General features: G+C 68.4%; 27 protein-coding genes. 9 read left to right on the forward strand and 18 right to left on the reverse strand.

What is annotated here, in order from left to right; all coding sequences use genetic code 11:
- On the reverse strand, positions 1-219 hold a 219-nt coding region (locus tag ACFU5V_RS29830; RefSeq protein WP_378703468.1), incomplete at its 3' end, for a hypothetical protein.
- 45 nt (positions 220-264) lie between these two features.
- Positions 265-450, reverse strand: a complete 186-nt coding sequence (locus ACFU5V_RS29835; RefSeq protein WP_378429963.1) for a hypothetical protein — start codon at positions 448-450, stop codon at positions 265-267.
- Between the two features lie 82 nt (positions 451-532).
- Between ACFU5V_RS29835 and ACFU5V_RS29840 the strand changes: the two genes are divergently transcribed.
- Genes ACFU5V_RS29840 through ACFU5V_RS29850 form a run of 3 tightly spaced genes read left to right on the forward strand, consistent with a single transcriptional unit; the run spans position 533 to position 3269 of the window.
- On the forward strand, positions 533-1033 hold the full coding sequence (locus ACFU5V_RS29840; RefSeq protein ID WP_378429962.1) for a PH domain-containing protein: 501 nt from the start codon (positions 533-535) through the stop codon (positions 1031-1033).
- A complete protein-coding gene (locus ACFU5V_RS29845) occupies positions 1030-2571 on the forward strand; it encodes a PH domain-containing protein (protein WP_378703470.1) in 1542 nt (513 codons plus the stop codon). Before ACFU5V_RS29840 ends, ACFU5V_RS29845 begins: the two co-directional genes overlap by 4 nt.
- Positions 2556-3269, forward strand: coding sequence for a uracil-DNA glycosylase (locus ACFU5V_RS29850; RefSeq protein WP_378703472.1), 714 nt, complete (start codon positions 2556-2558; stop codon positions 3267-3269). Before ACFU5V_RS29845 ends, ACFU5V_RS29850 begins: the two co-directional genes overlap by 16 nt.
- 70 nt (positions 3270-3339) lie before the next feature.
- Here the strand turns inward: ACFU5V_RS29850 and ACFU5V_RS29855 are convergent, their stop codons facing one another.
- Positions 3340-4173: a uroporphyrinogen-III synthase gene (locus ACFU5V_RS29855; protein ID WP_378703474.1), complete on the reverse strand. Its 834-nt coding sequence runs from the start codon at positions 4171-4173 to the stop codon at positions 3340-3342.
- A gap of 39 nt (positions 4174-4212) precedes the next feature.
- Between ACFU5V_RS29855 and ACFU5V_RS29860 the strand changes: the two genes are divergently transcribed.
- Positions 4213-4590 (forward strand): VOC family protein, encoded by a 378-nt coding sequence (locus ACFU5V_RS29860; RefSeq protein ID WP_378703476.1) that lies wholly within the window; start codon positions 4213-4215, stop codon positions 4588-4590.
- Here the strand turns inward: ACFU5V_RS29860 and ACFU5V_RS29865 are convergent.
- From ACFU5V_RS29865 to typA, 6 genes are all read right to left on the reverse strand, one after another.
- Positions 4587-6104, reverse strand: a complete 1518-nt coding sequence (locus ACFU5V_RS29865) for a catalase (protein WP_378703478.1) — start codon at positions 6102-6104, stop codon at positions 4587-4589. The two genes, ACFU5V_RS29860 and ACFU5V_RS29865, sit on opposite strands and share 4 nt — an antisense overlap.
- 30 nt (positions 6105-6134) lie before the next feature.
- On the reverse strand, positions 6135-6563 hold the full coding sequence (locus tag ACFU5V_RS29870; RefSeq protein ID WP_378429957.1) for a hypothetical protein: 429 nt from the start codon (positions 6561-6563) through the stop codon (positions 6135-6137).
- A gap of 14 nt (positions 6564-6577) precedes the next feature.
- Positions 6578-6736, reverse strand: coding sequence for a hypothetical protein (locus ACFU5V_RS29875; protein WP_005239161.1), 159 nt, complete (start codon positions 6734-6736; stop codon positions 6578-6580).
- A 99-nt stretch (positions 6737-6835) separates the two neighbouring features.
- A complete protein-coding gene (gene mshB / locus ACFU5V_RS29880) occupies positions 6836-7714 on the reverse strand; it encodes an N-acetyl-1-D-myo-inositol-2-amino-2-deoxy-alpha-D-glucopyranoside deacetylase (protein WP_378703480.1) in 879 nt (292 codons plus the stop codon).
- Complete coding sequence (locus ACFU5V_RS29885; protein ID WP_378703481.1) at positions 7711-9558, reverse strand: ABC transporter family substrate-binding protein; 1848 nt, start codon at positions 9556-9558, stop codon at positions 7711-7713. Before ACFU5V_RS29885 ends, mshB begins: the two co-directional genes overlap by 4 nt.
- A gap of 122 nt (positions 9559-9680) precedes the next feature.
- Positions 9681-11588: a translational GTPase TypA gene (typA, locus tag ACFU5V_RS29890; RefSeq protein ID WP_276142009.1), complete on the reverse strand. Its 1908-nt coding sequence runs from the start codon at positions 11586-11588 to the stop codon at positions 9681-9683.
- Between the two features lie 331 nt (positions 11589-11919).
- On the opposite strand from typA, the gene ACFU5V_RS29895 reads away from it, so the two are divergent.
- Complete coding sequence (locus ACFU5V_RS29895; protein ID WP_005253649.1) at positions 11920-12096, forward strand: hypothetical protein; 177 nt, start codon at positions 11920-11922, stop codon at positions 12094-12096.
- A gap of 2 nt (positions 12097-12098) precedes the next feature.
- Here ACFU5V_RS29895 and ACFU5V_RS29900 read toward each other — a convergent pair whose 3' ends face one another.
- Positions 12099-12479, reverse strand: coding sequence for a (deoxy)nucleoside triphosphate pyrophosphohydrolase (locus ACFU5V_RS29900; protein WP_378430016.1), 381 nt, complete (start codon positions 12477-12479; stop codon positions 12099-12101).
- Between the two features lie 58 nt (positions 12480-12537).
- Here ACFU5V_RS29900 and ACFU5V_RS29905 point away from each other — a divergent pair, with 58 nt between their 5' ends.
- Complete coding sequence (locus ACFU5V_RS29905) at positions 12538-12822, forward strand: 4a-hydroxytetrahydrobiopterin dehydratase (RefSeq protein WP_124389488.1); 285 nt, start codon at positions 12538-12540, stop codon at positions 12820-12822.
- Here ACFU5V_RS29905 and ACFU5V_RS29910 read toward each other — a convergent pair.
- Positions 12770-14104 carry a mannosyltransferase gene (locus tag ACFU5V_RS29910; protein ID WP_378703482.1) on the reverse strand — a complete coding sequence of 445 codons (1335 nt, stop codon included), beginning with the start codon at positions 14102-14104 and terminating at the stop codon, positions 12770-12772. The genes ACFU5V_RS29905 and ACFU5V_RS29910 overlap by 53 nt on opposite strands.
- Positions 14105-14421: 317 nt before the next feature.
- Between ACFU5V_RS29910 and ACFU5V_RS29915 the strand changes: the two genes are divergently transcribed.
- Positions 14422-15204 carry a hypothetical protein gene (locus ACFU5V_RS29915; RefSeq protein ID WP_378429953.1) on the forward strand — a complete coding sequence of 261 codons (783 nt, stop codon included), beginning with the start codon at positions 14422-14424 and terminating at the stop codon, positions 15202-15204.
- 109 nt (positions 15205-15313) lie between these two features.
- The gene (locus ACFU5V_RS29920; RefSeq protein ID WP_378431380.1) at positions 15314-15664 is read left to right on the forward strand and encodes a hypothetical protein; all 351 of its coding nucleotides are present in this window, start codon (positions 15314-15316) and stop codon (positions 15662-15664) included.
- Positions 15665-15673: 9 nt separating this feature from the next.
- Here ACFU5V_RS29920 and ACFU5V_RS29925 read toward each other — a convergent pair whose 3' ends face one another.
- Positions 15674-16144, reverse strand: a complete 471-nt coding sequence (locus ACFU5V_RS29925; RefSeq protein WP_378431376.1) for a MarR family winged helix-turn-helix transcriptional regulator — start codon at positions 16142-16144, stop codon at positions 15674-15676.
- A 356-nt stretch (positions 16145-16500) separates the two neighbouring features.
- Here ACFU5V_RS29925 and ACFU5V_RS29930 point away from each other — a divergent pair, with 356 nt between their 5' ends.
- Positions 16501-17046, forward strand: coding sequence for a nuclear transport factor 2 family protein (locus ACFU5V_RS29930; protein ID WP_378703484.1), 546 nt, complete (start codon positions 16501-16503; stop codon positions 17044-17046).
- Here ACFU5V_RS29930 and ACFU5V_RS29935 read toward each other — a convergent pair.
- From ACFU5V_RS29935 to ACFU5V_RS29960, 6 genes are all read right to left on the reverse strand, one after another.
- On the reverse strand, positions 17009-17743 hold the full coding sequence (locus ACFU5V_RS29935) for a DUF1906 domain-containing protein (protein ID WP_378431373.1): 735 nt from the start codon (positions 17741-17743) through the stop codon (positions 17009-17011). The genes ACFU5V_RS29930 and ACFU5V_RS29935 overlap by 38 nt on opposite strands.
- 155 nt (positions 17744-17898) lie before the next feature.
- Positions 17899-19521 carry an NADH-quinone oxidoreductase subunit NuoN gene (gene nuoN / locus ACFU5V_RS29940; RefSeq protein ID WP_378431372.1) on the reverse strand — a complete coding sequence of 541 codons (1623 nt, stop codon included), beginning with the start codon at positions 19519-19521 and terminating at the stop codon, positions 17899-17901.
- Positions 19521-21089 (reverse strand): NADH-quinone oxidoreductase subunit M, encoded by a 1569-nt coding sequence (locus ACFU5V_RS29945; protein WP_378703485.1) that lies wholly within the window; start codon positions 21087-21089, stop codon positions 19521-19523. Before ACFU5V_RS29945 ends, nuoN begins: the two co-directional genes overlap by 1 nt.
- The gene (gene nuoL / locus ACFU5V_RS29950; RefSeq protein ID WP_378703486.1) at positions 21086-22978 is read right to left on the reverse strand and encodes an NADH-quinone oxidoreductase subunit L; all 1893 of its coding nucleotides are present in this window, start codon (positions 22976-22978) and stop codon (positions 21086-21088) included. Before nuoL ends, ACFU5V_RS29945 begins: the two co-directional genes overlap by 4 nt.
- 69 nt (positions 22979-23047) lie before the next feature.
- Positions 23048-23347, reverse strand: a complete 300-nt coding sequence (gene nuoK, locus ACFU5V_RS29955) for an NADH-quinone oxidoreductase subunit NuoK (protein ID WP_005239116.1) — start codon at positions 23345-23347, stop codon at positions 23048-23050.
- The gene (locus tag ACFU5V_RS29960) at positions 23344-24153 is read right to left on the reverse strand and encodes an NADH-quinone oxidoreductase subunit J (protein ID WP_378703604.1); all 810 of its coding nucleotides are present in this window, start codon (positions 24151-24153) and stop codon (positions 23344-23346) included. The genes nuoK and ACFU5V_RS29960 overlap by 4 nt, the downstream gene beginning before the upstream one ends.
- Positions 24154-24170: the final 17 nt, after the last annotated feature.

The following is a 24170-nucleotide window of genomic DNA, read 5'->3' on the forward strand; positions in this document are numbered from 1 at the left end:
ATCCTCGCCGCGCGCCTGCAACAACACCGCCGCCTCGTCCACGTTCAACGTGGCACCGTCCCGCGCCCGCCGCAACACCCGCCGCATCGCAGACGCGGTGGGGGCCACTTCCTGCGCCGATGCGCCGGACGGGGGTGCCGCCGGAACACCCGGCATGGGAAGCATCGTGGGCCGGCCGGACTCTTCACCTGAATGGGTCACCCAGCGATCATGCGCCATCGACGACGAGCCGTGCCACCCAGACTCCGCGAGCGGCGCGGATCGCTACCCGCGCGGGTAGTCCTCGTCGACCGGAACCGCCCTGCTCTGCTCGGCAGCGTCCGCCTCGTTCACCTCCAGCGACGACGCTTCCTCGACTTCGTCGGAATTGTCGTCGTCGACGGCGATTTCCTGCTCGAGCCGGTCCGCCTCGGGAACCTCCGGAGAATCGGCCGCATCGAATGACGTCATGTCTGCGCTCCTTTCACTTCGGGGGTCCTCCCACCATAGGTCCGTTCTCGACAGAATGGCGGGGCACGGCCAAAGTAGGGGCATGAGTGTGCCCACCACCGTCACCATGGCGGAGCCGCTGTGGCGGCCCAGCCCCAAAGCCAAGCAGCTGTGGGCAATCAACGCCGCCCTCCTCTGGTTTCCCGTCTTCGTCGTGCAGGCCGTCGCGCTCGTCTTCCACTGGTGGCCCGTGTGGGTGCACCTGACGGTCCTCGCGATCACCGCGGTGCTCGCGATCGTCCACGTCGCCGTCGTCCCGTTCTGGCGGTACCGGGTGCATCGGTGGGAGATCAGCGACACGGCGGTCTACACGCGCAGCGGCTGGTTCACCCAGGAACGGCGCATCGCGCCCATCTCCCGCATCCAGACCGTCGACACCGAACGCGGACCGATCGACCGCATGCTGGGGCTGGCGACCGTCACCGTCACGACCGCGTCGTCCGCCGGCGCCGTCGAGATCGCCGCACTCGACCAGGACACCGCCGACCGCACCGTCGCGCGGCTCACCGAGATCGCGGGCACCAACGTCGGTGACGCCACATGAGTGCGGCACCGGAACCGGGCATCGCTCCGCCCATCGCGCAGGGCGAGGCCGCGGTCGCCGCGGAGGAGGAGCAACCCTGGTTGCGCCTGGACCGCCGGATGCTGCTGGTCCACCCCGTCAACGAGATCGTCAAACTCCTGCCGGTGTTGCTGATTTCGCTGGTGATCGGCACCCAGAGCGGTAACCACGTGTGGAGCCTCGTCGCCGTCGTCGTGTTCGTGATGCTCGGCGTCGCGCGCTGGTTCACGACGAGCTACCGCATCGGCCCGGTGCACGTGCAACTGCGGCAGGGCCTGTTCAACAAACGACTGCTGTCCGTTCCGCGCAACCGCATCCGGTCCGTCGACGTCGAGGCGGGGGTCCTGCATCGCCTGCTCGGCCTGTCGATCGTGCGCATCGGCACCGGCCGGCAGGTGGGTTCCACACCCGACGCGGCGAAGTTCGAACTCAACGCCCTCTCCGCCGGGCTCGTTCCGGACCTGCGGGCCGCACTCCTCGCCCGGCAGCCCGCAGTCGACGTCGGGCAAGCCGCGGTCGCGCAGGAACCCGCGGTGACCGAGATCGGCCGCTGGACCCCCGCCTGGGTGCGCTACGCCCCGTTCTCGGTGACCGGGGTGGTGACCATCGCGGCGATCGTCGGACTCGCGTTCCAGTACGGAATCGGCGCGAAGATCGCCCGCTCGTCGACGGTGGCCGAGGGGATCGAATCCGCCGAGCGCGTCGGGATCGCCGTGGCCGTCGTCGTCGGCATCGTCGTCCTCCTGATCGCCTCCAGCGGCCTCGCGTGCGTCCGGTACCTGCTGACGTACGGCAACATGACGGTGACGGACAACGGCCGCACCCTGCACGTCAGCCACGGCCTGCTGAAGACCCGCCAGACCACCCTGGACCGCGCCCGTTTGCGCGGAACGACCCTGAAGGAACCACTGCTCCTGCGGCTCGCCGGCGGCGCCCGGCTGGATGCCGTGATGACCGGTGTCAGCGCCGAGAGACGGGAGTCGTCGCTGCTGCTCCCGCAGGCGCCACGCGCGGAAGCGGAGCGGGTGATGGCCACCGTCATCGGCGACCACCGCCAGGCCGCGGTCCCGCTCACCCCGCACGGGCCGGTCGCCCAGCGGCGCCGCTACACCCGGGCGCTGATCCCCGCGGAGGTCGCGCTGGCCGCCGCCCTCGTGTTCCGGATCCTCGACCGGCCCGTGTTCTGGGCGGTGTGGGCCGGGATCGCGGTGCTCGCCGTCGGCGGCGTGGCGCTGGCGTGGGATCGGTACCGCGGTCTCGGTCACGCGGTGCTGCCCGGGTGGTTGATCACCCGCAGCGGCTCCCTCGACCGCGCCCGGGACAGCCTCGAGGCCGACGGCATCATCGGGTGGACCGTCCGCCAGACGTTCTTCCAGCGGCGGGCCGGGGTGGCGACCGTCATCACCGCGACCCCCGCCGGCACCGGCAAGTACCTGGTGATCGACCTGCCCGCCGATCAGGCGTGGTCGCTCGTCGAGTCGGTGACACCCGGCGGAGGTGACGTGTGGGCGCGGCGCTGACCGACATCGCCGGGCTCGACGCCCACCTCATCGACTGCCGGGCGTGCCCCCGCCTCGTCGAGTGGCGGGAGACCGTCGCACGCGAGAAGCGCGCGTCGTTCCGTGACGAAACCTATTGGGGCCGTCCGGTTCCCGGATTCGGTCCGGCCGATGCGTCCCTGCTGATCGTGGGTCTCGCGCCCGCCGCGCACGGTGCGAACCGGACCGGACGCATGTTCACCGGCGACCGCAGCGGCGACTTCCTCTACGCCGCCCTGCACGCCGTGGGTCTCGCGAGCCAGCCGACAGCCACCCGCATCGGCGACGGCCTCGAACTGTTCGGCGTCCGGATCACGTCCCCGGTGCACTGTGCACCGCCCGCGAACAAACCCACCCCGGAGGAACGCGACAACTGCCGCCACTGGCTCGACGCCGAGCTGCGCATCCTGCAACCCCACCTGCGATCCGTGATCGTGCTCGGCGGGTTCGGCTGGCAGTCGCTGCTGCCCGTCCTCGACGACGCCGGCTGGGCCGTCCCCCGGCCGCGACCCAGGTTCGGGCACGGCGCGCACGTCGAACTGGCCGGCGCCGAACGTCCCTTGCACTTGTTCGGGTGCTACCACGTCAGCCAGCAGAACACGTTCACCGGCCGGCTCACCCCCGCCATGCTCGAGTCGGTGCTCTCCGACGCCGCCCGCGCGGCCGGGTTGCCCGGGTGACCTCGGGACGAACGGGACGCCCGTTGGATCTGACGCAACGGGCGTCCCGTTCGTCCGGCGGGGAGGACCGTCAGCGCCGCTTCGGGAGCTCCTCGATGATGTATTTGGCCATGCTGCCGAGCCGGGGGCGGGCCGGTTGCAGGGTGTCCACCCCGAGGACGGTGAGCGGCGAGGCCGTCACGGATCCGACGCAGACGGGTGCGACCGGACCGTGGAACGCCCGCAGGAGGGCGTCGACCCTGTCGGTGTCCTTCGCGGTGCTGAGCAGCGAGGAGACGGCGGGTGCGCTGGTGAACGTGACGGCGTCGACGTCGGCTCGGATGATCCGGTCGAGCAGCGTGAGCAGCGGCTGCTGATTCTCGGGCCGGATCCACCGGTACACCGACACGGCCGTCGTCTCGGCCCCGGCGCCGGCGAGGGAGACGCTGAGGTCGGTCATCGGTTCCCATTCGGTGATGGTGCCGTGCAACTGGACCGCGACGCGTAGTCCGCGCACGCCCTCCGCGACGAGGTGTTCGTGCACTTCCTCGGACGATTCGGTGTCGGGCGACCACTCCTCGCGCAGGCCGGCGCCGCGGACGGCGCCCTTCGCCTTGGGACCGCGGGTGATGATCCGCGCCGACTGCAGGGCGGTGAGCAGCGCGTCCTCCTCGTCCCAGGCCCGTGCCGCGTCCAGCCACCCCCGGAACCCGACGGCGGTGCTGACCACGAGGAGATCCGGCGGCGACGCGATGATCTCGGCGGTGCGGGCGCGCAGATCGGAGTCGTCGACGAGCGGAAGCACGTGGATGGCAGGGGTGTGGACGATGGCGGCGCCGTGCCGTTCGAGCAGCGTGATGAATTCGGCGGCCCGGCGTTCGGCGGTGACGGCGATGGTCAGTCCGGACAGTTCGTCGTTCGACATTCTCTCAGTGTGACGGACGAATCGCACTAGGCTGCGCACATGATCACAGCTGTGCACACTCTGGTCTACGCGGACGACGCCGAAGCCGCCCGCGACTTCTTCCGCGACGTGCTGGGCTGGCGGCACGTCGACGCCGGCGGCGGCTGGTTGATCTTCCGCACCGGGCCGTCCGAGATGGGTGTGCATCCCACCTCGGACGATCGGGGCGGTGAGCCGTGGTCGACCCGGCCGCACCACGAGATCTCGCTGATGTGCGAAGACATCGAGTCGACCGTGGCGGAACTCGAGGCCAAGGGTGCCGAGTTCAGCCGCGGAATCCGCGACGACGGGTACGGCCTCACCACCTCCCTGAAGATCCCCGGAGCGGGAGAGATGACGCTGTACGAGCCTCGGCACCCGGTGGCGTTCGAGCGTTAAGCCTTCGCCTGCGCGCTGCTGCGCGCCGGATTGGCCTGCTCCCCCGCCTTGGGATCGGTCTCCGACTGTTTCGTCGACACCCCGTCGGCGATCCGGTCGCCGAGCGTCTTGTCGACGTTGCGCCAGTACTCGAACGCCTTCGCCAGGATCGGTTCGCTGACGCCGTTCAGCAGATGCCCGACGACGTTGTCCACCAGGCGGTCCCGGGCGGCGTCGTCGAGTACGTCACGGACCATCGTCCCGGCCTGACCCCAGTCGTCGTCCTCCTGGTGGAGTGCGTAGGGCGAGCGGACCATGTCGCCGGCGCCGTACCAGGTGGCGGTCTCCCCGACCTGCGAAGGGTCGGCATGCGGGCCCCCCTTGGAATTCGGCACGTACACCGGGTCCCCGGGGTTGTGGTGCCGCATGTTGCCGTCCTTCGAATACGAGTGGACGGGCACGTGCGGCCGGTTGACGGGCAGTTCCTTGTAGTTGGCGCCGATCCGGTAGCGGTGGGCGTCCGGGTAGGAGAACAGCCGGCCGATGAGCATCTTGTCGGGGCTCGGGCCGATGCCGGGAACCAGATTGCTGGGTTCGAACGCGGCCTGCTCGATCTCGCAGTGGTAGTCGGTGGGGTTGCGGTCGAGGGTCATTCTGCCGACGGGGATCAGCGGGTAATCACCGTGCGGCCACACCTTGGTGAGGTCGAACGGGTTGAACCGGTAGTCGTCCGCATCCTCGAACGGCATGATCTGCATCTTCAGCGTCCAGCTCGGGTACTCGCCGCCGTCGATGTGCTCCCACAGGTCCCGTGTGTGGTAATCGGTGTCGACGGACGCCATCTGGTCGCCCTCGTGCTGCGTGAAGAACTCGATGCCCTGGTCGGTGTGGAAGTGGTACTTCACCCAGAACTTCTCGCCGGCGGCGTTGACCCACATGTATGTGTGGCTGGAGTAGCCGTTCATGTGCCGCCAGGTGCGCGGGATCCCGCGATCGCCCATCAGCCAGGTGACCTGGTGTGCCGATTCCGGGGACAGCGTCCAGAAGTCCCACTGCATGTCGTGGTCGCGAAGGTTGTTGTCGGCGCGCCGCTTCTGCGACCGGATGAAGTCCTGGAACTTCATCGGGTCGCGGACGAAGAAGACGGGCGTGTTGTTTCCGACCATGTCGTAGTTGCCCTGCTCGGTGTAGAACTTCACGGCGAACCCGCGGGGGTCGCGCCAGGTGTCCGGGCTGCCGCGCTCGCCGGCGACGGACGAGAATCTGATCAGCAGATCCGTCTTCTTCCCGGGCTGGAAGAGATCGGCTTTCGTGTACGCGGAGACGTCCTCGGTGACTTCGAACCGTCCGAACGCCCCGCCCCCCTTCGCGTGCGGTTGGCGCTCCGCTACGCGTTCGCGGTTGAACTGGGCCATCTTCTCGATCAGATAGTGGTCCTGGAGAAGGATCGGCCCGTCCGTCCCGATGGTGAGCGAGTGTTCGTCACTCGTGACCGGGATGCCGGCGTCGTCGGTCGTGAAGTTCTGATCTGTCATCGCGATGCTCCTTCAGCAGACTGCTGGTCGCTACCGCGTACCCCCGCGTTCCGGAGGCGAAACAGCCCCGAAAGCCGCTTTGACACTGACCTTCCACAGGTAGACCGCCGCGGGAAGCAGCGAGCCGATGAGGAGCAGGAGCGTCCAGACGGACGCGAGCATGAGCACGTCGCCGCCCGGACCGCCGAACATGCACAGCAGGAAACCGGCCCCCCAGCCGGCGAGTGGCAGCACTCCCGACCCGACCCGGCCGGTCGTGGACCGGGCGGCGATCACCAGCGCCAGATTGGCGACGGCGGCGGCGAGGATGCTGATCGGAAACGGCGTGGCACCGAGATAGCTGGGCAGGAACAGCACCGACAGGACGGCGCACAGAAAACCGTCGAACACCAGCAGCGCGAGGGTGACCCTCCCCAAAGCGTCGAGGTGCCCGGGTTGCGCTGCGGTGCCGACGGTCATGTGTCAATAGTGGATCAGGCGACGGGCGGGTAGCCCAGCAGGGTCAGCAAATGGCTCTGCATGTCGGCGAATCCGTACAGCACGCTGTAGTACAGGTCGTGCTGGGCCGGCCACGAGGGCCGGAGCGTATCGACGAACGCGACGATGGCGTTCTGAACATCCCAGTTGTACATCTATCGCCTCTCCTGACGGGTGCCACGCGGACTCGACCGCGGCCGCTGCGTGACGTGCGCCACAGTGTAATACGTAACGCCGGTCACAGACACCTGCGGTCAGAGAACCACGCCACCGAAGAGGTCCCGCTCCCGGCCGTCGGCGTCCCGATCCCCGAGGGCGCCGCGGACCAGCACGAAGTGCTCCTCCACCAGGATCGGCTGCGCGATGTCGTTGGAGAGTGCGTACTCGGTGCCGCTCGGCGCCACGGTCACCTGGGTGGCGTGCGCCGACAGCGCGTTCCGCTTCGCGTCGAGCACACCCCGTACGTCGATCACCGTCGTCACGTCGGCGTCCGGCACGCTCGGCAATTCGCCGGGCTCCGGCAGCCGCCAGCCGTCCGGAAGATCACCGATGCGGCAGAGTCCCGCCTCGAGCGCGCTCGCCTCGGTCACCGTCCAGTACAGTTTCGCGACCTCCCAGGGGACGCCCGCGTCGGGGAACTGTTCCGTTCCCGCCGCCTCGACGGCCGCCGTGACGATCCCGTGCGCCTGGATGTGGTCGGGGTGCCCGTATCCGCCGTCCGGGTCGTACGTGACGACGACGTGCGGCCGCACCTCGCGGATGACCGCCACGATCGCTGCGGTCACCGCGTCGCGGTCGGCGTTGACGAAGGCGCGCGGGTTCGCCGCCGACGCCGTGCCCGCCATGCCGGAGTCACGGAAGCGCCCCGCTCCCAGGAGGAATCGCGGCCGCCCGGCACCGAGAGACGCCAGCGCGGACGTCAGCTCACCGATCCGGAACCCGCCGAGTTGATCGGCGGCATCCGCGACCAGGTGCGCCCACTCGTCGCCGATCACCTCCCCCTCCTCGCCGAGTGTGCACGTCAGGACGTGGACGTCGGCACCGTCGGCGGCGTAGTGCGCGATGGTGCCGCCGGTGGTGAGGGTCTCGTCGTCGGGATGGGCATGGACCAGCAGAAGTCGCCGCTCACTCATTCCTTGATCCTGCTCCAGTCTGCTGCGTCACTGAATATTCCGACCGGCACCGCGCCCGACAGCGATACTCCGTCGACACCGGGCCCGGCCGCGACCAGCGTGCGGTCCTGCATGATCGGCAGCACCGCGGCCAGGTCCCAGAGCCTGCGATCGGCGTCGGCGAGGGCCTGCGGCACGTCACCGACCCCGCGCAGCGCGGCGTCGATCGACGGCTGCAGGGTGGGGTCGCAGACTCCCGACAGATTCGACGGGGCCTCGGCTTCCGACACCGAATCACGCTCGGGTCCGGCGGTTTCCGCGTTCGGCTGGGTCGTTGCGACCACTGTGGGCGGACAGCTGTGCCGGGACGCCAGCGCCGTCGCCGGGTCGGACCCGGCCCGCGACCAGCCGACGACCGCTCCGATGTCGCCCTTGCTCAGCGACTCCCCGTACAACTCCTCGGCGGGCAGCGACGTCACGGTGGCGTCGATGCCGGCGCCGCGCAACTGGTCGGCCGCCGTGTTGGCGACGGCGCTCGCCGTGTCGTCGCCCTCGGGCGTGCCGATGACGAGCGTGAGCGGGACGCCCTCGCGGACGAGCCGGGTGGGCGGCACCGTGCCCGCGGGAACGACGGTGTCCGTAGGCGTTTCGGCGACGTAGCCGTATTCGGCCAGCTGTGCCAGCACCTGTTCGCGGCTCGGCCGCGCGGGTGCGGTCGCGCTGTAACCGGGATCGGAGGGGGCGTAGACCTGTGAGCGCGCCGGGACCGCCGACGCCTCGCTGCCCGCGCCGACGACGGCGAGCAGTTCGGTGTCCAGCAGGTTCAGCAGACTCTTCCGCACCCGGACGTCGGCGAGTTCGGGCACCCGGCCGTTCAGTGTGAGGTCGAGGCCGCGGGGTTGGAACGACGCCCCGGTCCGCACCGTCGGGATCGCCGCGAGCTGAGCGGACGTCGCTGTGCCCCCGTGAATCTGGACGATCTGGGTGTCGTTGTTGCGCATCGAGTCGGCGAGCTGCGACGGGGTGCCGTCGCGACGCATCAGGATCTGGTCGGGTGTCGCCGGCTTGTCCCAGAACCGGTCGTTGCGTTCGAGCAGGATCTCGTCGCGGCCGCGGTCGATCGACTTGATGTGGAAGTGCCCGCCCGACACCGGGATGTTCTCGGCCAGCCCGGTCGCGAAGCCGCCCGGCGAATCCTTGATGAGGTGGGACGGCAGGAGGTCGGTGAAGAGTTCACGCCACGCCGGGTAGGCGGCCTTCATCACGACGGTGACCGTCTTGCCGCCGCCCGAGGACCGGACGTCCTGGATCAGGTCGTAGCCGGCGGGGTCGACCACGCCGGGGGCGCTGATCATCTGCTGCCACAGGTAGCGGAAGTCCTCGGCGGCGATGGGCGCGCCGTCGGACCATTGCGCTTCGTTGCGCAGCTGGTACGTGACCGTGAACGGTTCCTGCGACGTGACGTCGGCGGAGACGACGAGGGAGGAGTCGGGGATCCAGGTGCTGCCGCCCGGGTGCGCCGGGTCGGGCACCGGCCGGAACGGGCTGGGCAGCACGAGAGCGCTGACCGCGGAGTTCGCCGGCGACTGGTCCGACAGCAGGTGCGGGTTGAATCCGCTGCCCACGTCGTCGATCGCGACGACGACGGGCTGCTTCTCGGTCGGCGACACCGTCGGCTTGGGGCTGTCGGTGCTCTCGACCGGGGGCGGCGGATCGGCGGTGCACGACGTGAGTACCGCCGTCGACAGGGCCAGCAGGAGTGCGGTCACCGCCGTACCGTTCCCGCGCCTTCGGCCCCGCACTCCCCGAACTGCCCGCACTCCGCGAACTGCTCGGACCCTCTCGAGTCGACCCCCAGCACCCACCGCGCCGCCTTTCCTCAGAGATACCGGAAGGCTCCGGAAACCCACGAGCGAATGTACCTTCGGTCGACGATCGATCGAAGGTACATCCGCCCGGTTGTGTTCGACGTGGTCGGACGTGCCGACTACAGTGCCGCCTTGTCGCGGGCCTTGGAACGCGAACGCTCACGGGCACGGTCGGTGGCCGACAGGTGCACCTTGCGCACCCGCACGACCTCCGGGGTAACCTCGACGCACTCGTCGCCGGCGCAGAACTCCATCGCGCCTTCGAGCTCCAGCTTGATCGGCTTGGCGAGGGTCTCCATCACGTCGGCGGAGGACTGACGCATGTTGGTGAGCTTCTTCTCGCGGGTGACGTTGATGTCGAGGTCTTCCTGGCGCGGGTTGATGCCCACGACCATGCCCTCGTAGGTGTCGGCGCCGGGCTCGACGAAGAACGTTCCGCGGTCGGCGAGCTGGATCATCGCGAACGGGGTGACCGAGCCGGTGCGGTCCGAGACGAGCGAGCCGGTGTGGCGCGCGCGGATCTCGCCGGCCCACGGCGCGTAGCCGTGGAAGACGGCGTTCGCGATACCGGTACCGCGGGTCTCGGTGAGGAAGTCGGTGCGGAACCCGATCAGGCCGCGCGAGGGGACGATGAACTCCATCCGGACCCAGCCCGCGCCGTGGTTGGCCATCTGCACCATCTTGCCCTTGCGGTTGGCGAGGAGCTGGGTGATGGCGCCGAGGTACTCCTCGGGGCAGTCGATGGTGAGCTCCTCGAAGGGCTCGTGCACCTTGCCGTCGACCTGACGGGTGACCACCTGCGGCTTGCCGACGGTCAGCTCGAAACCTTCGCGGCGCATCTGCTCGACGAGGATGGCGAGCGCGAGCTCACCACGGCCCTGGACCTCCCAGGCGTCGGGGCGGCCGATGTCGAGGACCTTGAGCGAGACGTTGCCGACCAGTTCCTGGTCGAGGCGCGACTTCACCATGCGGGCCGTCAGCTTGTGTCCGCTGACCCGGCCGACGAGCGGCGAGGTGTTGGTGCCGATGGTCACCGAGATGGCGGGCTGGTCGACCGTGATCCGCGGCAGCGGCACCGGATTCTCCAGGTCGGCGAGGGTGTCGCCGATCATGATGTCGGCGAAACCGGCGACCGCGACGATGTCGCCGGCGACGGCCTTCTCGGCGGGCTGGCGCTCGACGCCCACGGTGGCGAGCAGTTCGGTGATCTTGGCCTTGGTGACGACGGGCTCGCCGTCGACCTCGCGGCACCAGGAGACGGTCTGACCCTTGGTCAGCTCGCCGTTGTGGATGCGGACCAGCGCGAGACGGCCGAGGAATGCGGACGCGTCGAGGTTGGTGACGTGAGCCTGCAGCGGCGCGTCGACGTTGCCCTTGGGCGCGGGCACGTAGTTGAGGAGGACCTCGAACAGGGCGTCGAGGTTCTCGGCGTCCGGCGCGTGACCGTTCTCGGGCTGCACCTTGGACGCCTTGCCCTCACGGCCGGAGGCGTACAGGACGGGAAGGTCGAGGGCGAGCTCGGCGGCTTCGGCGGCCTCGTCGTCGAGGTCGGACGCCAGGTCGAGCAGCAGGTCGTGGCTCTCGGAGACGACCTCTTCGATGCGGGCGTCGGGACGGTCGGTCTTGTTGACCACCAGGATGACGGGCAGCGACGCGGCGAGCGCCTTGCGCAGCACGAAGCGGGTCTGCGGCAGCGGGCCCTCGGAGGCGTCGACGAGCAGGACGACACCGTCGACCATGGACAGGCCGCGCTCGACCTCGCCGCCGAAGTCGGCGTGACCGGGGGTGTCGATGACGTTGATGACCGTGACACTGCCGTCGCCGTGGTGCTTGTGGACGGCGGTGTTCTTCGCGAGGATGGTGATGCCCTTCTCGCGTTCGAGGTCGCCGGAGTCCATCACGCGATCGACCAGTTCGGCGCGCTCCTCGAATGCCCCCGACTGACGCAGCATGGCGTCGACGAGAGTGGTCTTGCCGTGGTCGACGTGTGCGACGATGGCAACGTTACGGAAGCTGGTGATGGTCACGCGGTGGCTCTCCTGGCTGAGTTGATTCGGCCACGCGAAAGTTCCCTCGCACGGCTTTCTGGCGGCCGCCTTGTCATCTCGATTCAGAATCCTCGTCGAGGCGATGGTAAATCGCCCAGTACAGGCATCGCGGCCACGTGAATACTACCCGCCCGAACGGCTACTTCGCGCATCGCCAGCTTCGCGGGGCATGCCCGACCAGCGTAAAGTGATCTGCGCCACGTCGAATTCGGCCTGCCTCGCCTGTGCGGTGAGGCAGAAAGCTGAGGGGACGCTAACCTGATCGGAGCCGGTGGATACCGGCGTTCACCGGAGTAGGAAGGCCGAGCCGATGGGCAAGGTGAAGGCCAGCAAGGTCTCGGGTCTCAAGCCGAAGAAGAAGTGTTGCCGCAGCAAGACACGGTGCATCAAGTGTCCGGTCGTGATCATGCGCATGAAGAAGCTCGAGAACGAGGGCGCGTCCAAGAAGGAACTGAAGAAGGGGCTCAAGAAGGCCCGCGCGGCCTGAGGTCAGGCCCACCCGTTCAGGTGCAGCCGCAGGTCCGGCACCCATCCGCGGTCGTTGCCGACGAGATCGATCTCGCCCAGTTCCCGTTCGTCCACCCACCGCAGTTCCGCATGGTCGAGCGCAGCAGGTGTGCCCGATACCAGTTCGACGCGATAGGCGCGCAGCACCCGGCCGTCGGGCAGCGGCACGTCGTCACCGATCCGGTCGCCGCCCGACACCTCGACGCCGAGTTCCTCCCGCAGTTCGCGGCGCAGCGCGTCCTCGGCGCTCTCCCCCGCCTCCGCCTTGCCGCCGGGCAGCTCCCACAGTCCGGCGAGTTCCGGGGGCCGCGTCCGCTGCGCCAGCAGCAGCCGGCCGTCGACGATGATCGCGGCCGCCACCACCTCACCGGTGTTCTCGACAGGTCTTGCACGTTCCTCGGGCACGGCACCATCATGAGGTATGGCCGAGTTGCTGTCAGACGGAGAGATCGACACCGCGCTCGCAGGACTGCCCGGGTGGCAGCGGGCGGGTGATTCCCTCGCCCGCACCGTGGAATCGCCGAGTTTCCCCGAAGCCGTGGAGCTGGTCCGGAAGGTCGCGGAGGCGGCGGAGGCCGCGAACCATCATCCGGACATCGACATCAGGTGGCGCAAGGTCACCTACACGCTGTCGACGCACTCCGCCGGTGGTCTCACGCAGCTGGATCTTGATCTTGCTGCGCAGATCGACTCACTGGCGGGCTGATCTCGCCGACGGCCGCGGCGGCACGCTTCGTGCGCCGCCCGGCGTAGGCCACCCAGAGGTAGACACCGAACGCGCCGACGACGTCGACGGTGCCCAGCCACGCGAGTACCGCGGGCCGGGAGATCAGCCAGATCGAGTCCTGGAAGAAACTGAGCACCCAGGGCACGCCGATGAGGGTGGTGACGAGCCAGTATCCGGCGAGGATCCGCGTGCCGAGCATCGCCCCGTAGGGGCCGTGCAGCAACCAGATCAGCATCGGGATCACCCACACCCAGTGGTGTGACCACGAGATCGGGGAGACGAGCAGCCCCAGCAACTCGACGATGACGAGGGTGCCGAGCCGATCGTCCCGGGCAATCGCCCGCCAGGCCAGGACGGCGAGGACGACGGTCAGCGCCACCGCCAGTAGCCAGAGGGCGCCCGTCTCGACGTCGTATCCGAGCAGCCGCGACAACGCACCGCGCAGCGACTGGTTCCAGACCGAGCCGACCGGCCCGATGCGATCGGCGTCACCGAGCAGGTGGGTGAAGTACTCCCGCGCCTCCGAGCCGATCAGCAGGTAACTGACTCCGACGGTCGCCGCGAACGCGACCCCCGAGAACACGGCGGCCTTCCAGCGGCGTTGCATCAGGAAGTAGAGGCCGGTGATCGCCGGGGTCAGTTTGATCCCGGCGGCGAATCCGACGAGCGCACCGGACAGCCACCACCGGGAACTGCGGACCGCGGTCATCACGAGCAGCGCCAGGAAGACGTTGATCTGGCCGTAGTCCAGCGTGGTGCGCACCGGTTCCACCCACACCCCCACCGTGGTCCACAGCACCGCGACCGCACGCCAGTGCGGGCTGCGCGCGGCATCGCCGAGTACGAGCCCCAGGCTCATTCGCGCCAGCGCGTACAGGGCGAGGATGGTGAGCAGCTGCCAGCCGACCCCGACCAGCGGGAACGGCAGGTAGTGCAGGGGAAAGAAGACGAGCGCCGCGAACGGCGGGTAGGTGAACGGCAACGGAAAGTCCGGTGTCACTTCCGAATAGGTGAAGTCGTAGAGACTGCCACCGTGGAGCGCCTCGGAACCGTCGACGTAGACGTGCAGGTCGACGAGGTTCATCCCGTTGGGACTCAACAGCGTCCACGCCATCCGCCCGAGCACCGACAGCACGAGAAGCACAGGCGCGCATCGCAACAGGGTGTGCAGGGCGGATACTCCCCGCGTCGACGTGGGTGAACGCTCGGATGTCGGGTCGTCGGAGGCTGCTCCGCCGTCGGACGCTGCATGGTCGGACACAGTGTGGCGCTCTCCCGTGAGGTGTGTAGATGTCTCAGCCGATCCCGAAACGGTCCCGCACAGCGTAGACGGCGCCGCCCGCGGCCCCCGAGGTGTCCGTAGCCGTGCGTAACAGTTGCATCACCAATCACACGAACCACACGAACCACACGCTATCGTCACCGGAGGATCACCGTCGGGGTCTGTATGCCATACACTCCCACCGGGGTGCCGCAGCTACCGGTGAACGAACTCGTGAGCTGTACAACCCGGGGGCGCTGTACATAGAGTGACCCCCCGAGCCGTCAGACGTGGATTGAGTTGTCGTCCACGCTGTTATGACTAAGGATGGGGAGACTGTGCTTCGAACCCGAGGTATGCGCAGAGCAGTGACTGCTCTCGCCGTGGCCGCAGCAGCCGCTATGGCAGTGCCGGCCCAGGCGATCGCGCAGCCGACGCCGCCGCCCGTACCCGAAGGCATCCCCGTGGAGATGCTCGCATCGTTCGCACCCGCCATCATCGGCGCGGCCGCTGGTACCGAAGACATCGCCGCAGGACCCCAGGACGCGATCCTGGACCAGGCCCGCAACCTCCTCGAGTCCCCCGGCATCCCGCCGGAACTCAAGTCCACCCTCGAGCGCGTCATCACGTTCCTCGACGGCAGCGGCGGCGGCGGCCCCGAGATCCCGCAGGAGAACGCACCCGTCATCGCGCAGTTCCTCTACCCGACCATCGGCAAGGGCTGCATCGGCGAAGGCGCCGACTCGGTGGGCACCGCGCTCGCGGTCCCCGGTCCGGCCCAGCTGCCCCCGCCCGGACCCAAGGCAGGTCAGGCCGGTTTCGTGTTCACCGCCCTCGGAACCAGTTCCGTTGCCGCCGAACAGCCCAATCCGCTGACCGTGACGTGGATCAACCTGGACAACCAGCGGCGCGCCACCCAGAATCTCACCAACGAGGCCAAGATCAACCCCGACGGACCGGCGACCCTGTCGGCGATCGCGGACACCGGCCCGGGCCGCGTCCTCGCGGTCGTGTCGGGCGGTCTGACGACCCAGAAGGAGGGCGCGGCGCCGATCACGTGCAGCTTCCTCCCCACCGTCGGCATGTTCCAGGTCGCGTAGCACTTCACAGCTGACGAGCGGGGGCCCTCCGGATCCGTCCGGAGGGCCCCTCGCCCATGTCTGCACCGCTTCACTGTTTGCCGACGGCCCCACCGTGGTAGACCGAGGAATGCACTCGACGCACCACGCACCGGACCACTCCCTGCGATCGCGACACGCCCGGCGTTCCATCCTGTCGATCCGCTCGGAAGGATCGGTCCTCTCGATCGGTTCCGCCTACTCCGTCCTCTCGATCGGGAGTGTCGGCTCGGTGCTGTCGATCGGATCCGTCGGATCGTGCGGTTCGGCACTGAGCACCGCGTCGTTCGCCAGCCTCGGATCTGCGCTGTCGGGGCTGTCGCGGTGGTCTCTGCTGTCGTGGAAGGGCTGGCACGACACGCCGCCCGAACACCCTCATCTCACGGTGATCGCCGACGAACCGGACCTCACAAGGGACGCGACCGCGCACGTCCAGTCCTGACGTGTCCGGTCACGACGTCCGGCCGGCGCGCGGCCAGGAGTTCCCGTCGTACTTCTCGATCTCGCCGTTGAACTTGGTCAGCAGGCGGCGCAGCTCACTCCGGTCGTGATCACTCCACTCGGCGATGATGCGTTCGACACCGTTCCTGCCGAGCGCCCGGTCCGCGTGAAGCTGCTCGAGCCCCCGGGCAGTGGCCTCGACCTTGCGGGCCATTCCCCCGTCCGGGTCGGGGACCCGTTCGACGAGTCCGCGCTTCAGCAACGCGCCGATCTGCCGGTTGATCGTCGAGATGTCGAGCCGGAATGCCTCGGCGAGCTGCTTCAGGCTGAGCGGATGTTCGAGTTCCAGCCGCCCGAGGAGCAGGTAGGCGGAACGGTCGAGTTGGAATCCCGCCCGCTGCGCGTGGGCGTGGTAGCGCGACAGCAGTGTCAATTCGTTCTCGACTTCAGCCGCCACCTCGTCACGATCGGACACCGACACCTCCCAGGGTCACCGTAATTCTGCCCGAGGCGCGGCAACCGCGTCCGGGGCATCATTGTGCACCATACACATCATGTGTAGCGTGCACATTCCGGTACCCCGAACGCGGATCAGGATCCGTTGACGAACAGCGCGGTGTAGAGAACCGACGCAACGGTGTACACGAAATTGATCAGCAGATCCATGGCAGAACCTCCGGGTTCCAGAGTGACACGAGTGACAACAGGTAATCGGAGTTGCCCCGGGTCGCGTTTCATCGATCCCACCCACCGGAAAACACCCCACGACCGAACTGAAACGTGTTCTCATTCTTCGAGGCACGCAGACGCGGTGCCGGACGAGAGAAGGGATGCACCATGCCGTGGAGTCGCGCCGAACTCGACGAGGCGTTCGCGCACTACCAGCGCACCGTCAGCCGCTGCGTCGAACTCGCAGACTGGAACGGATTCGCCGACCTCTTCACGGAGGACGCCACGTACGTCGAGCACGCGTTCGGACACTTCACCGGACGCGAGGCCATCCGCACCTGGGTCACGCGCACCATGTCGGCCTTCCCCGGAAGCCGGATGACGGAGTTTCCGGCGAACTGGTACGTGATCGACGAGGACCGGGGATGGGTGATCTGCGAGATCGACAACCCCATGGAGGATCCCGGCGACGGCTCCCGGCACGCCGCTGCCAACATCACGATCCTCCACTACGCCGGCGGCAACCTGTGGTCACGCGAAGAAGACGCGTACAACCCGCTGAACTTCCTCGCCTCGGCCAAGAAGTGGTGCCGCGCAGCCGAAGCCGCGGGCAACCTACCCGAAGACGCGCGGGAATGGCTCTCGCGGATGGGCGATCGACCGGCGGCCCGACCGGTCACCACTGCCCGTAATCGGGCTTCAGAATGTCGTTGAGATCGATGCCCACCCCGTCGACGCTGCTCGCGTCGATCTCGTACTGATGCAGGTGCGCCGACGGGTGGACGTACCCCTCGGGTGTGCCCCAGTCGTGCTGCCAGTACCACGACCCGAGCCCGGCGAGTACCGCCAGATCCAGCGTCGTGGAGTTGGCGTAGATGCCGGTGTTGCCCTTGCCGACCACCGACTCCCACCCCGCGAGATACGGGGCGATCATGGTGAGGAAATCGGCGGGCGAGGGATTGTCGTCGATGGACGCGTAGATGGGGCGATCCTCGGGACCGCCTGCGGCAAGGTGCAATTCGAGTCCGCGCTCCGCGTGCCGTTTGCCGGCCTCGAGCCCGCCGCGCCAGTCGGCGGTCGGCCCCTTGCCGAACTGATAGCACGAGACGACCGACAGCCCGGCGTCGAGCAGCGCCTGCGCCTCGTCGGCGAGCATCGGCTTGCCTTCCATCCACTCGGCGCCGGGACGGCGATCCGACACGTAGCGGATGGCGCCGGCGTATCCGGCCTCGAGGATGGCGTCCGCCGAAGGCACGCCGCCCGCGTAGTCGATCAGGATGCCGAGGCTGTCCGCCTTCGCGACGGCGACCGAGGACGTGGTGGACGTGAGCGCCGCGATCCCCGCCACAGCGGATCCCGCTGCCGCGTACCGGAACAGGTCTCTCCGAGAAAATTCCACTGTGGCCCCCATATCCGATCGATCGCGCTCCGGCGTGTCTCCGACATTCACTCTCGCTCAGTCGGTATGTTGTCCGGCTTGCATTCCACCACACTCACACGGGTCCCGCCAGCCACTTGGACTACATCCGTCACATCGGACACTCGCGGCCCGCCGGCACCGCGGGGTCAGCGGAAGAACACCGCGGCCTGGTCGGCCAGATCCAGCGCCCCCTGCGGCAGGATTCCGAGCACCACCGTCACCACCACTCCCACGGCGATGGCGGCGGCGGTGAACATGCTGGGCACCACGATCGTCGGGGCATCGCTCTGCGGTTCCGAGAAGAACATCAGGACGATCACCCGGACGTAGAAGAACGCTGCGATCGCGCTGCTGACGACGCCGACGAGAACGAGCGGAACGGCACCGCCCTCGATGGCGGCCTGGAAGACCGCGAACTTGCTGACGAACCCACTCGTCAAGGGGATTCCGGCGAACGCCAGCAGGAACAGGGCGAAGACCCCGCCCACCAGGGGGGATCGCCGACCCAGCCCCGCCCAGCGGGACAGGTCTGTCGCCTCGCCCCGGCTGTCCCGCACGAGGGTGACGACGGCGAACGCGCCGAGCGTGCTGAACCCGTAGGCCAGGAGGTAGAACATGGTGGACGACAGGCCCTCCCGGTTGGCCGCGATCAGACCGGTGAGGATGAATCCGGCGTGCGCGACCGAGGAGTACGCAAGCATCCGCTTGACGTCGTTCTGCGTGACCGCCATGACGGCACCGACCACCATGGTGAGGATGGCGACGCCCCACATCACCGGCCGCCAGTCCGCGCGGAGGTCGGGCAGTGCCACGTAGAAGATGCGCAGCATCGCCCCGACGGCCGCGACCTTGGTGGCCGCCGCCATGAACGCGGTGATCGGTGTCGGCGCACCCTGATAGACGTCGGGGATCCAGGAGTGGAACGGGACGGCGCCGATCTTGAACAGCAGACCCACCGACAGCAGCGCGGTGCCGATCAACGCCAGCGTCCGGTCCTCGGCCCCCCGGGCCAGCGCGTCGGCGATCCCCGGCAACGCGACGGTGCCCGCGTAGCCGTACAGCAACGCCACCCCGAACAGGAAGAACGCCGACGAGAACGCCCCGAGCAGAAAGTATTTCATCGCGGCCTCCTGAGACAGGAGGCGGCGGCGCCGCGCCAGCCCGCACAGCAGATACAGCGGCAGCGACAGCACTTCCAGCGCCACGAACATGGTGAGGAGGTCGTTCGACGCCGGGAACAGGAGCATCCCGCCGACCGCGAACAAGGTGAGGGGGAAGACCTCGGTGTGCCCCGGGGCGTTCCGGGTGGCCTCCCGCTCGGCGACACTGCCGGGGACGGCGAACGCCTGCGGGGTGAAGGCGTCGGTTCCGCCTTCCGGTTCCGCCCCGCGGACGGCCGTGACCTCCGCGGTCGCCGCGCCCACCCCGCTGTCGACGCTCCGCTCGGCGATGATCAGGATCGCCGGGATCGAGATCAGCAGGATCGTGCCCTGGAGGAACAGCGTCGGACCGTCGACGGCCACCGCTCCCCCGACCACCGAGTCGCGGGTTCCGGCGAGCAGGACGACGGCCACGAACGCCGCGGTGAGTCCGCCGAGCGCGAGAACCAGGTGGCTCGAGTAGCGGCCGCGGCGGGGCAGGAACGCCTCGACGAGCACACCGGCGACAGCGACGCCGAACACGATCAGCATGGGCGCCAGCTGACCGTATTCGATGTCCGGCGCAGGCAACGTCTCGGACTGGGCGAGGACGAATTCGGAGGTACTCATCAGGGTGTGCCTCCCTCTGAATCCTGCCCGGCGACGGTGGGGGCAGGATCGTGCTGACCGACGGTGACGAGGACGTGACTCACCGCGGGGGTGATGACGTCCAGCACCGGCTTGGGGTAGACGCCGAGGACGAGCAGCAGGGCGATCAGCGGTGCCACGACCGCGATCTCACGGCGCACGAGGTCGCGGACGGTCTCGTTGCCCTCCTTCAGCGGTCCCGTCATCATCCGCTGGTAGAGCCACAGCACGTAGATCGCGGCGAGGACGAGCGCGAGAGTCGCGACCACGGCAGCGATCTGATACCGCGAGAACGTCCCGACCAGGACGAGGAACTCACTGATGAAGGGCGCCAGGCCCGGCAGCGACAGCGTGGCCAGCCCCGCCACGAGGAACGTGCCCGCCATCACCGGAGCGACCTTCTGCACCCCGCCGTAGTCGGCGATGAGGCGGGTGCCGCGCCGGGACACCAGGAACCCGGCGATCAGGAACAGCGCCGCGGTCGAGATGCCGTGGTTGACCATGTACAGCGTCGATCCGGCCTGCCCCTGGCTCGTCATCGCGAAGATGCCGAGGATGATGAACCCGAAGTGCGAGATCGACGTGTACGCGATCAGTCGCATCACATCGGTCTGTCCGATCGCCAGCACCGCGCCGTAGACGATGCCGATCACCGCCAGCACCGTGACGAACGGTGCGAAGTACGCGGACGCATCCGGGAACATCTGCAGACAGAACCGCAGCATCCCGAACGTGCCGACCTTGTCGACGACGGCCATCATGAGCACCGCGCTGGCCGGCGTGGCTTCCACCGCGGCACCCGGCAGCCACGTGTGGAACGGCCACAGCGGGGCCTTGACCGCGAACGCGAACATGAACCCGAGGAACAACGCCTTCAGCACGCCGGGGTCGGCGTCCAGCCCCTCGGCGACGATCACCCGGAAGTCGAAGGTGCCACCGCCGAACGCGTCCTGCCGCGCCGTCACCACGTACAGCCCGATGACGGCCGCCAGCATGATCAGGCCGCCGAACAGGTTGTACAGCAGGAACTTCACCGCGGCATACGACCTCCCCGCCCCGCCGAATCCTCCGATCAGGAAGTACATGGGGATGAGCATCGCCTCGAAGAAGATGTAGAACAGCAGGACGTCGAGGGCGGTGAACGAGACGATCACCATCGCCTCGACCATCAGCGTCAGCGCCACGTACGTGTGCGCCATCCGCCGCCGCTCGTAGTCCGGAGCGGAGTCGCCGTCGTTCCACCCCGCCAGCAGCAGCAGGGGCACCAGCACCGCGGTGAGGAGCACCAGGACGAGCGCGATGCCGTCCAGGCCCAGGATGTACCGGGTGCCGAACGCGGGGATCCAGGCATGCGATTCGACGAACTGGTACTGCTCGCCGGTCGGGTCGAACCGGATCGCCAGCACGACCGCCAGGCACAGGACCACCACGGACACACCGACCGCGACCGATTTCGCGAGCGCGCGCCTGTCGACGGGCAAGGCCAGGACCACGCCGGCGCCGACGAGTGGCAACACCCACAGGACCGTCAGCCACGGGAAGCCGCTCACCACAGCCTCACCAGCATCGTGGCGACCAGAAGCGCCGCACCCGCGAACATGAACAGGGCGTACGACCGGACGAACCCGGTCTGCAGACGCCGCACCCGCACCGACGTTCCGCCGACGAGCGCGGCGAACCCGTTGACGGCGCCGTCGACGCCCCGGTCGTCGACGGTCACGAGCGTCCGCGTCAACTCCTGTCCGGGACGCATCAGCGCCGCCTCGTTGAACGCGTCGCCGTACAGGTCCCTCCGGGCCGCGACGGTGAGCGCGGTGACGTCCGTCGGCGCGACGTCGGGGACCGGCTGCCGGGCGTACTGCCGGTAGGCCACCACGACCCCGGCGAGCACCACCACCAGGGTGAGTCCGGTGATCGCCCACACGGGGAGGGCAGGCTCGCCGTGGTGGGCGCCCACGACCGGTTCCAGCCAGTGCTGCAGCGAGGAGCCGATCGCGAGGAGGGCTCCCGCGGCGACCGAACCCACCGCGAGCAGGATCATCGGCACCGTCATCACCCCCGGCGATTCGTGTGGGTCGGAATTTGGTGCCCATCGGCGGCGTCCGAAGAAGGTCATCAGCATCACCCTGGTCATGTAGAAGGCGGTGAGTCCCGCACCGAGCAGCGTCACCGTCCCGAGGACGACGCCCTGGGCGCCCTCGGCGGCGAACGCCGCTTCGATGATCTTGTCCTTGGAGAAGAAGCCGGAGAACGGCGGAATCCCGATGATGGCCAGGTATCCCAGCCCGAACGTGACGAACGTGACGGGCATGACGGTGCGCAGACCGCCGTAGCGGCGCATGTTCACCTCGTCGTTCATGCCGTGCATCACCGAGCCCGCGCCGAGGAACAGGCCGGCCTTGAAGAAGCCGTGGGTGAGCAGCAGCATGATCGCGAACGCGTACCCGGCCGGTCCCAGACCGGCGGCCAGCACCATGTACCCGATCTGGCTCATCGTCGACGCCGCCAGCGCCTTCTTGATGTCGTCCTTCGCGCAGCCGATGATCGCGCCGAACAGCAGGGTCACCGCGCCGACGATCACGACGCCGAGTTGCGCGTTCGGCGCCAGGTCGAAGATCGCGTTGGAGCGGACGATGAGGTACACACCCGCCGTGACCATGGTCGCGGCGTGGATGAGCGCGGACACCGGTGTCGGGCCCTCCATCGCGTCGCCGAGCCAGGACTGCAGCGGAACCTGCGCCGATTTTCCGCAGGCGGCGAGCAGCAGCGCGAGCCCGATCGCGGTGAGCACGCCCTCGCTCGCGGCGTCGGCGCGCGTGAACACGTCGGCGAATTCGATGGACCCGAACGTCGAGAACATGATCATGATCGCGAGGATCAGCCCCATGTCGCCGACGCGGTTGACGACGAACGCCTTCTTCGCCGCGGCCGCCGCGGACGGCTTGTACTGCCAGAACCCGATGAGCAGGTACGACGCGAGACCGACACCCTCCCACCCGACGTACAGTCCCAGGAAGTTGTCGGCCAGTACCAGCAGCAGCATCGCCGCGAGGAACAGGTTGAGGTAGGCGAAGAACCGCCTGCGCTCCGGGTCGTGCGCCATGTAGCCGACCGAATAGATGTGGATCAGCGAGCCGACACCGGTGATCAGCAGCACGAAGCACACGGACAGCTGGTCGAGTTGCAGACCGAAGTCCACCTGGAGTTCGCCGACCGGCACCCAGCTGAACAGGATCTGGTGCACCACCCGGTCGGCGGCGTCCCGGCCCAGCATGTCGACGAAGAAGACGAGACCGAGTGCGAACGAGGCCAGCGCCGTCACGCAGCCGAGGAGATGACCCCACGCATCGCTGCGCCTGCCCGCCAGCAGGAGCACGGCGGCGCCGAGGAGCGGCAGAACCGGCAGCAGCCACACGGCCGACGAGAGCGTTCCGCTCATGCCGCACCGCCGATCGGGGTGTCGTCGGGCAAAGTCACCTTCTCGAGGATGTGCGTCATCGGGGACCCGTCAGTTCTTGAGGAGGTTGGCGTCGTCGACGGAAGCCGAACGGCGGGAACGGAAGATGGTCATGATGATCGCCAGACCGACGACCACCTCGGCGGCCGCGACGACCATGGTGAAGAACGCGAAGACCTGCCCGTCGAGGTTGCCGTGCATCCGGGCGAACGTCACGAACGCCAGATTCGAGGCGTTGAGCATCAGTTCGATGCACATGAACACGATGATCGCGTTGCGGCGGATCAGGACCCCAGCGGCACCGATCGTGAACAGCAGCGCCGACAGGTAGAGGTAGTTCTCGGGGTTCATCGCCCACCCCCGTCTTCGGTCGCGGCGGGTTCGGGGGCCGCGACGTCGGCGGTGCCCAGTGCCCGGGCGGGCATGCTCGGCCGCCGGTCGAGCGACCGGCTGACGGAGAGGTCGGAGAACGTGCCGTCGGGCAGCAGCGCCGGGATGTCGACGGCGTTGTGCCGCGCGTAGACCCCGGGACTGGGTAGCGGCGTGACCCGGGCACCCTCGCGGACACGGTCCTGGGACAGCTCGCGCTGGTCCTTTCGCCGCTCGAACCGTTCCCGGTGGGCGAGCACCATGGCACCGATCGTCGCGGTGATCAGCAGGGCGCCGGTCAGTTCGAAGGCCCACACGTACCGGACGAAGACGAGTTCGGCCAGCCCCTGGACGTTGCCCGCCGCGTTGGCCTCGTCGAGACCGGTGAACGCGGAGACGGACGCACTTCCGAGGCCGCCGATCAGCAGGAGACCGAATCCCAGCCCCGCCGCGATCGCGGCCACCCGCTGACCGCGCAGGTTTTCGACGAGGGATTCGGAGGAATCGACGCCGATGAGCATGAGCACGAACAGGAACAGCATCATGACCGCTCCGGTGTAGACCACGATCTGCACGACGCCGAGGAACAGCGCGCCCTGGGCGATGTAGAACACGGCCAGGATGATCATGGTCGTGGCGAGGAAGATCGCCGAGTAGACGGCTTTCGTCGCGCTGACCACTCCGAGCGCGCCGATCACGGCCACGGTCGCGAGGACCCAGAACTGCACGCCCTCGCCGGTCGAGGTCTGGGTGAAGGTTTCCGCGACCAGGTGGACCGCGGCCGGCATCGTGTTCGTCACGTCGG

Source organism: Rhodococcus sp. NPDC057529 (assembly GCF_042802055.1).
Lineage (GTDB): Bacteria > Actinomycetota > Actinomycetes > Mycobacteriales > Mycobacteriaceae > Rhodococcus_F.

Bases quoted from the DNA above. Each gene is read 5' to 3' on its own strand.
- ACFU5V_RS29835 (WP_378429963.1), bottom strand. From the start codon at position 450: ATGACGTCATTCGATGCGGCCGATTCTCCGGAGGTTCCCGAGGCGGAC.
- ACFU5V_RS29840 (WP_378429962.1), top strand. From the start codon at position 533: ATGAGTGTGCCCACCACCGTCACCATGGCGGAGCCGCTGTGGCGGCCC.
- ACFU5V_RS29845 (WP_378703470.1), top strand. From the start codon at position 1,030: ATGAGTGCGGCACCGGAACCGGGCATCGCTCCGCCCATCGCGCAGGGC.
- ACFU5V_RS29855 (WP_378703474.1), bottom strand. From the start codon at position 4,173: ATGTCGAACGACGAACTGTCCGGACTGACCATCGCCGTCACCGCCGAA.
- ACFU5V_RS29860 (WP_378703476.1), top strand. From the start codon at position 4,213: ATGATCACAGCTGTGCACACTCTGGTCTACGCGGACGACGCCGAAGCC.
- ACFU5V_RS29865 (WP_378703478.1), bottom strand. From the start codon at position 6,104: ATGACAGATCAGAACTTCACGACCGACGACGCCGGCATCCCGGTCACG.
- ACFU5V_RS29870 (WP_378429957.1), bottom strand. From the start codon at position 6,563: ATGACCGTCGGCACCGCAGCGCAACCCGGGCACCTCGACGCTTTGGGG.
- ACFU5V_RS29875 (WP_005239161.1), bottom strand. From the start codon at position 6,736: ATGTACAACTGGGATGTTCAGAACGCCATCGTCGCGTTCGTCGATACG.
- mshB (WP_378703480.1), bottom strand. From the start codon at position 7,714: ATGAGTGAGCGGCGACTTCTGCTGGTCCATGCCCATCCCGACGACGAG.
- ACFU5V_RS29895 (WP_005253649.1), top strand. From the start codon at position 11,920: ATGGGCAAGGTGAAGGCCAGCAAGGTCTCGGGTCTCAAGCCGAAGAAG.
- ACFU5V_RS29905 (WP_124389488.1), top strand. From the start codon at position 12,538: ATGGCCGAGTTGCTGTCAGACGGAGAGATCGACACCGCGCTCGCAGGA.
- ACFU5V_RS29915 (WP_378429953.1), top strand. From the start codon at position 14,422: ATGACTAAGGATGGGGAGACTGTGCTTCGAACCCGAGGTATGCGCAGA.
- ACFU5V_RS29920 (WP_378431380.1), top strand. From the start codon at position 15,314: ATGCACTCGACGCACCACGCACCGGACCACTCCCTGCGATCGCGACAC.
- ACFU5V_RS29930 (WP_378703484.1), top strand. From the start codon at position 16,501: ATGCCGTGGAGTCGCGCCGAACTCGACGAGGCGTTCGCGCACTACCAG.
- ACFU5V_RS29935 (WP_378431373.1), bottom strand. From the start codon at position 17,743: ATGGGGGCCACAGTGGAATTTTCTCGGAGAGACCTGTTCCGGTACGCG.
- nuoN (WP_378431372.1), bottom strand. From the start codon at position 19,521: ATGAGTACCTCCGAATTCGTCCTCGCCCAGTCCGAGACGTTGCCTGCG.
- nuoL (WP_378703486.1), bottom strand. From the start codon at position 22,978: ATGAGCGGAACGCTCTCGTCGGCCGTGTGGCTGCTGCCGGTTCTGCCG.
- nuoK (WP_005239116.1), bottom strand. From the start codon at position 23,347: ATGAACCCCGAGAACTACCTCTACCTGTCGGCGCTGCTGTTCACGATC.
- ACFU5V_RS29960 (WP_378703604.1), bottom strand. From the start codon at position 24,153: ATGCCGGCCGCGGTCCACCTGGTCGCGGAAACCTTCACCCAGACCTCG.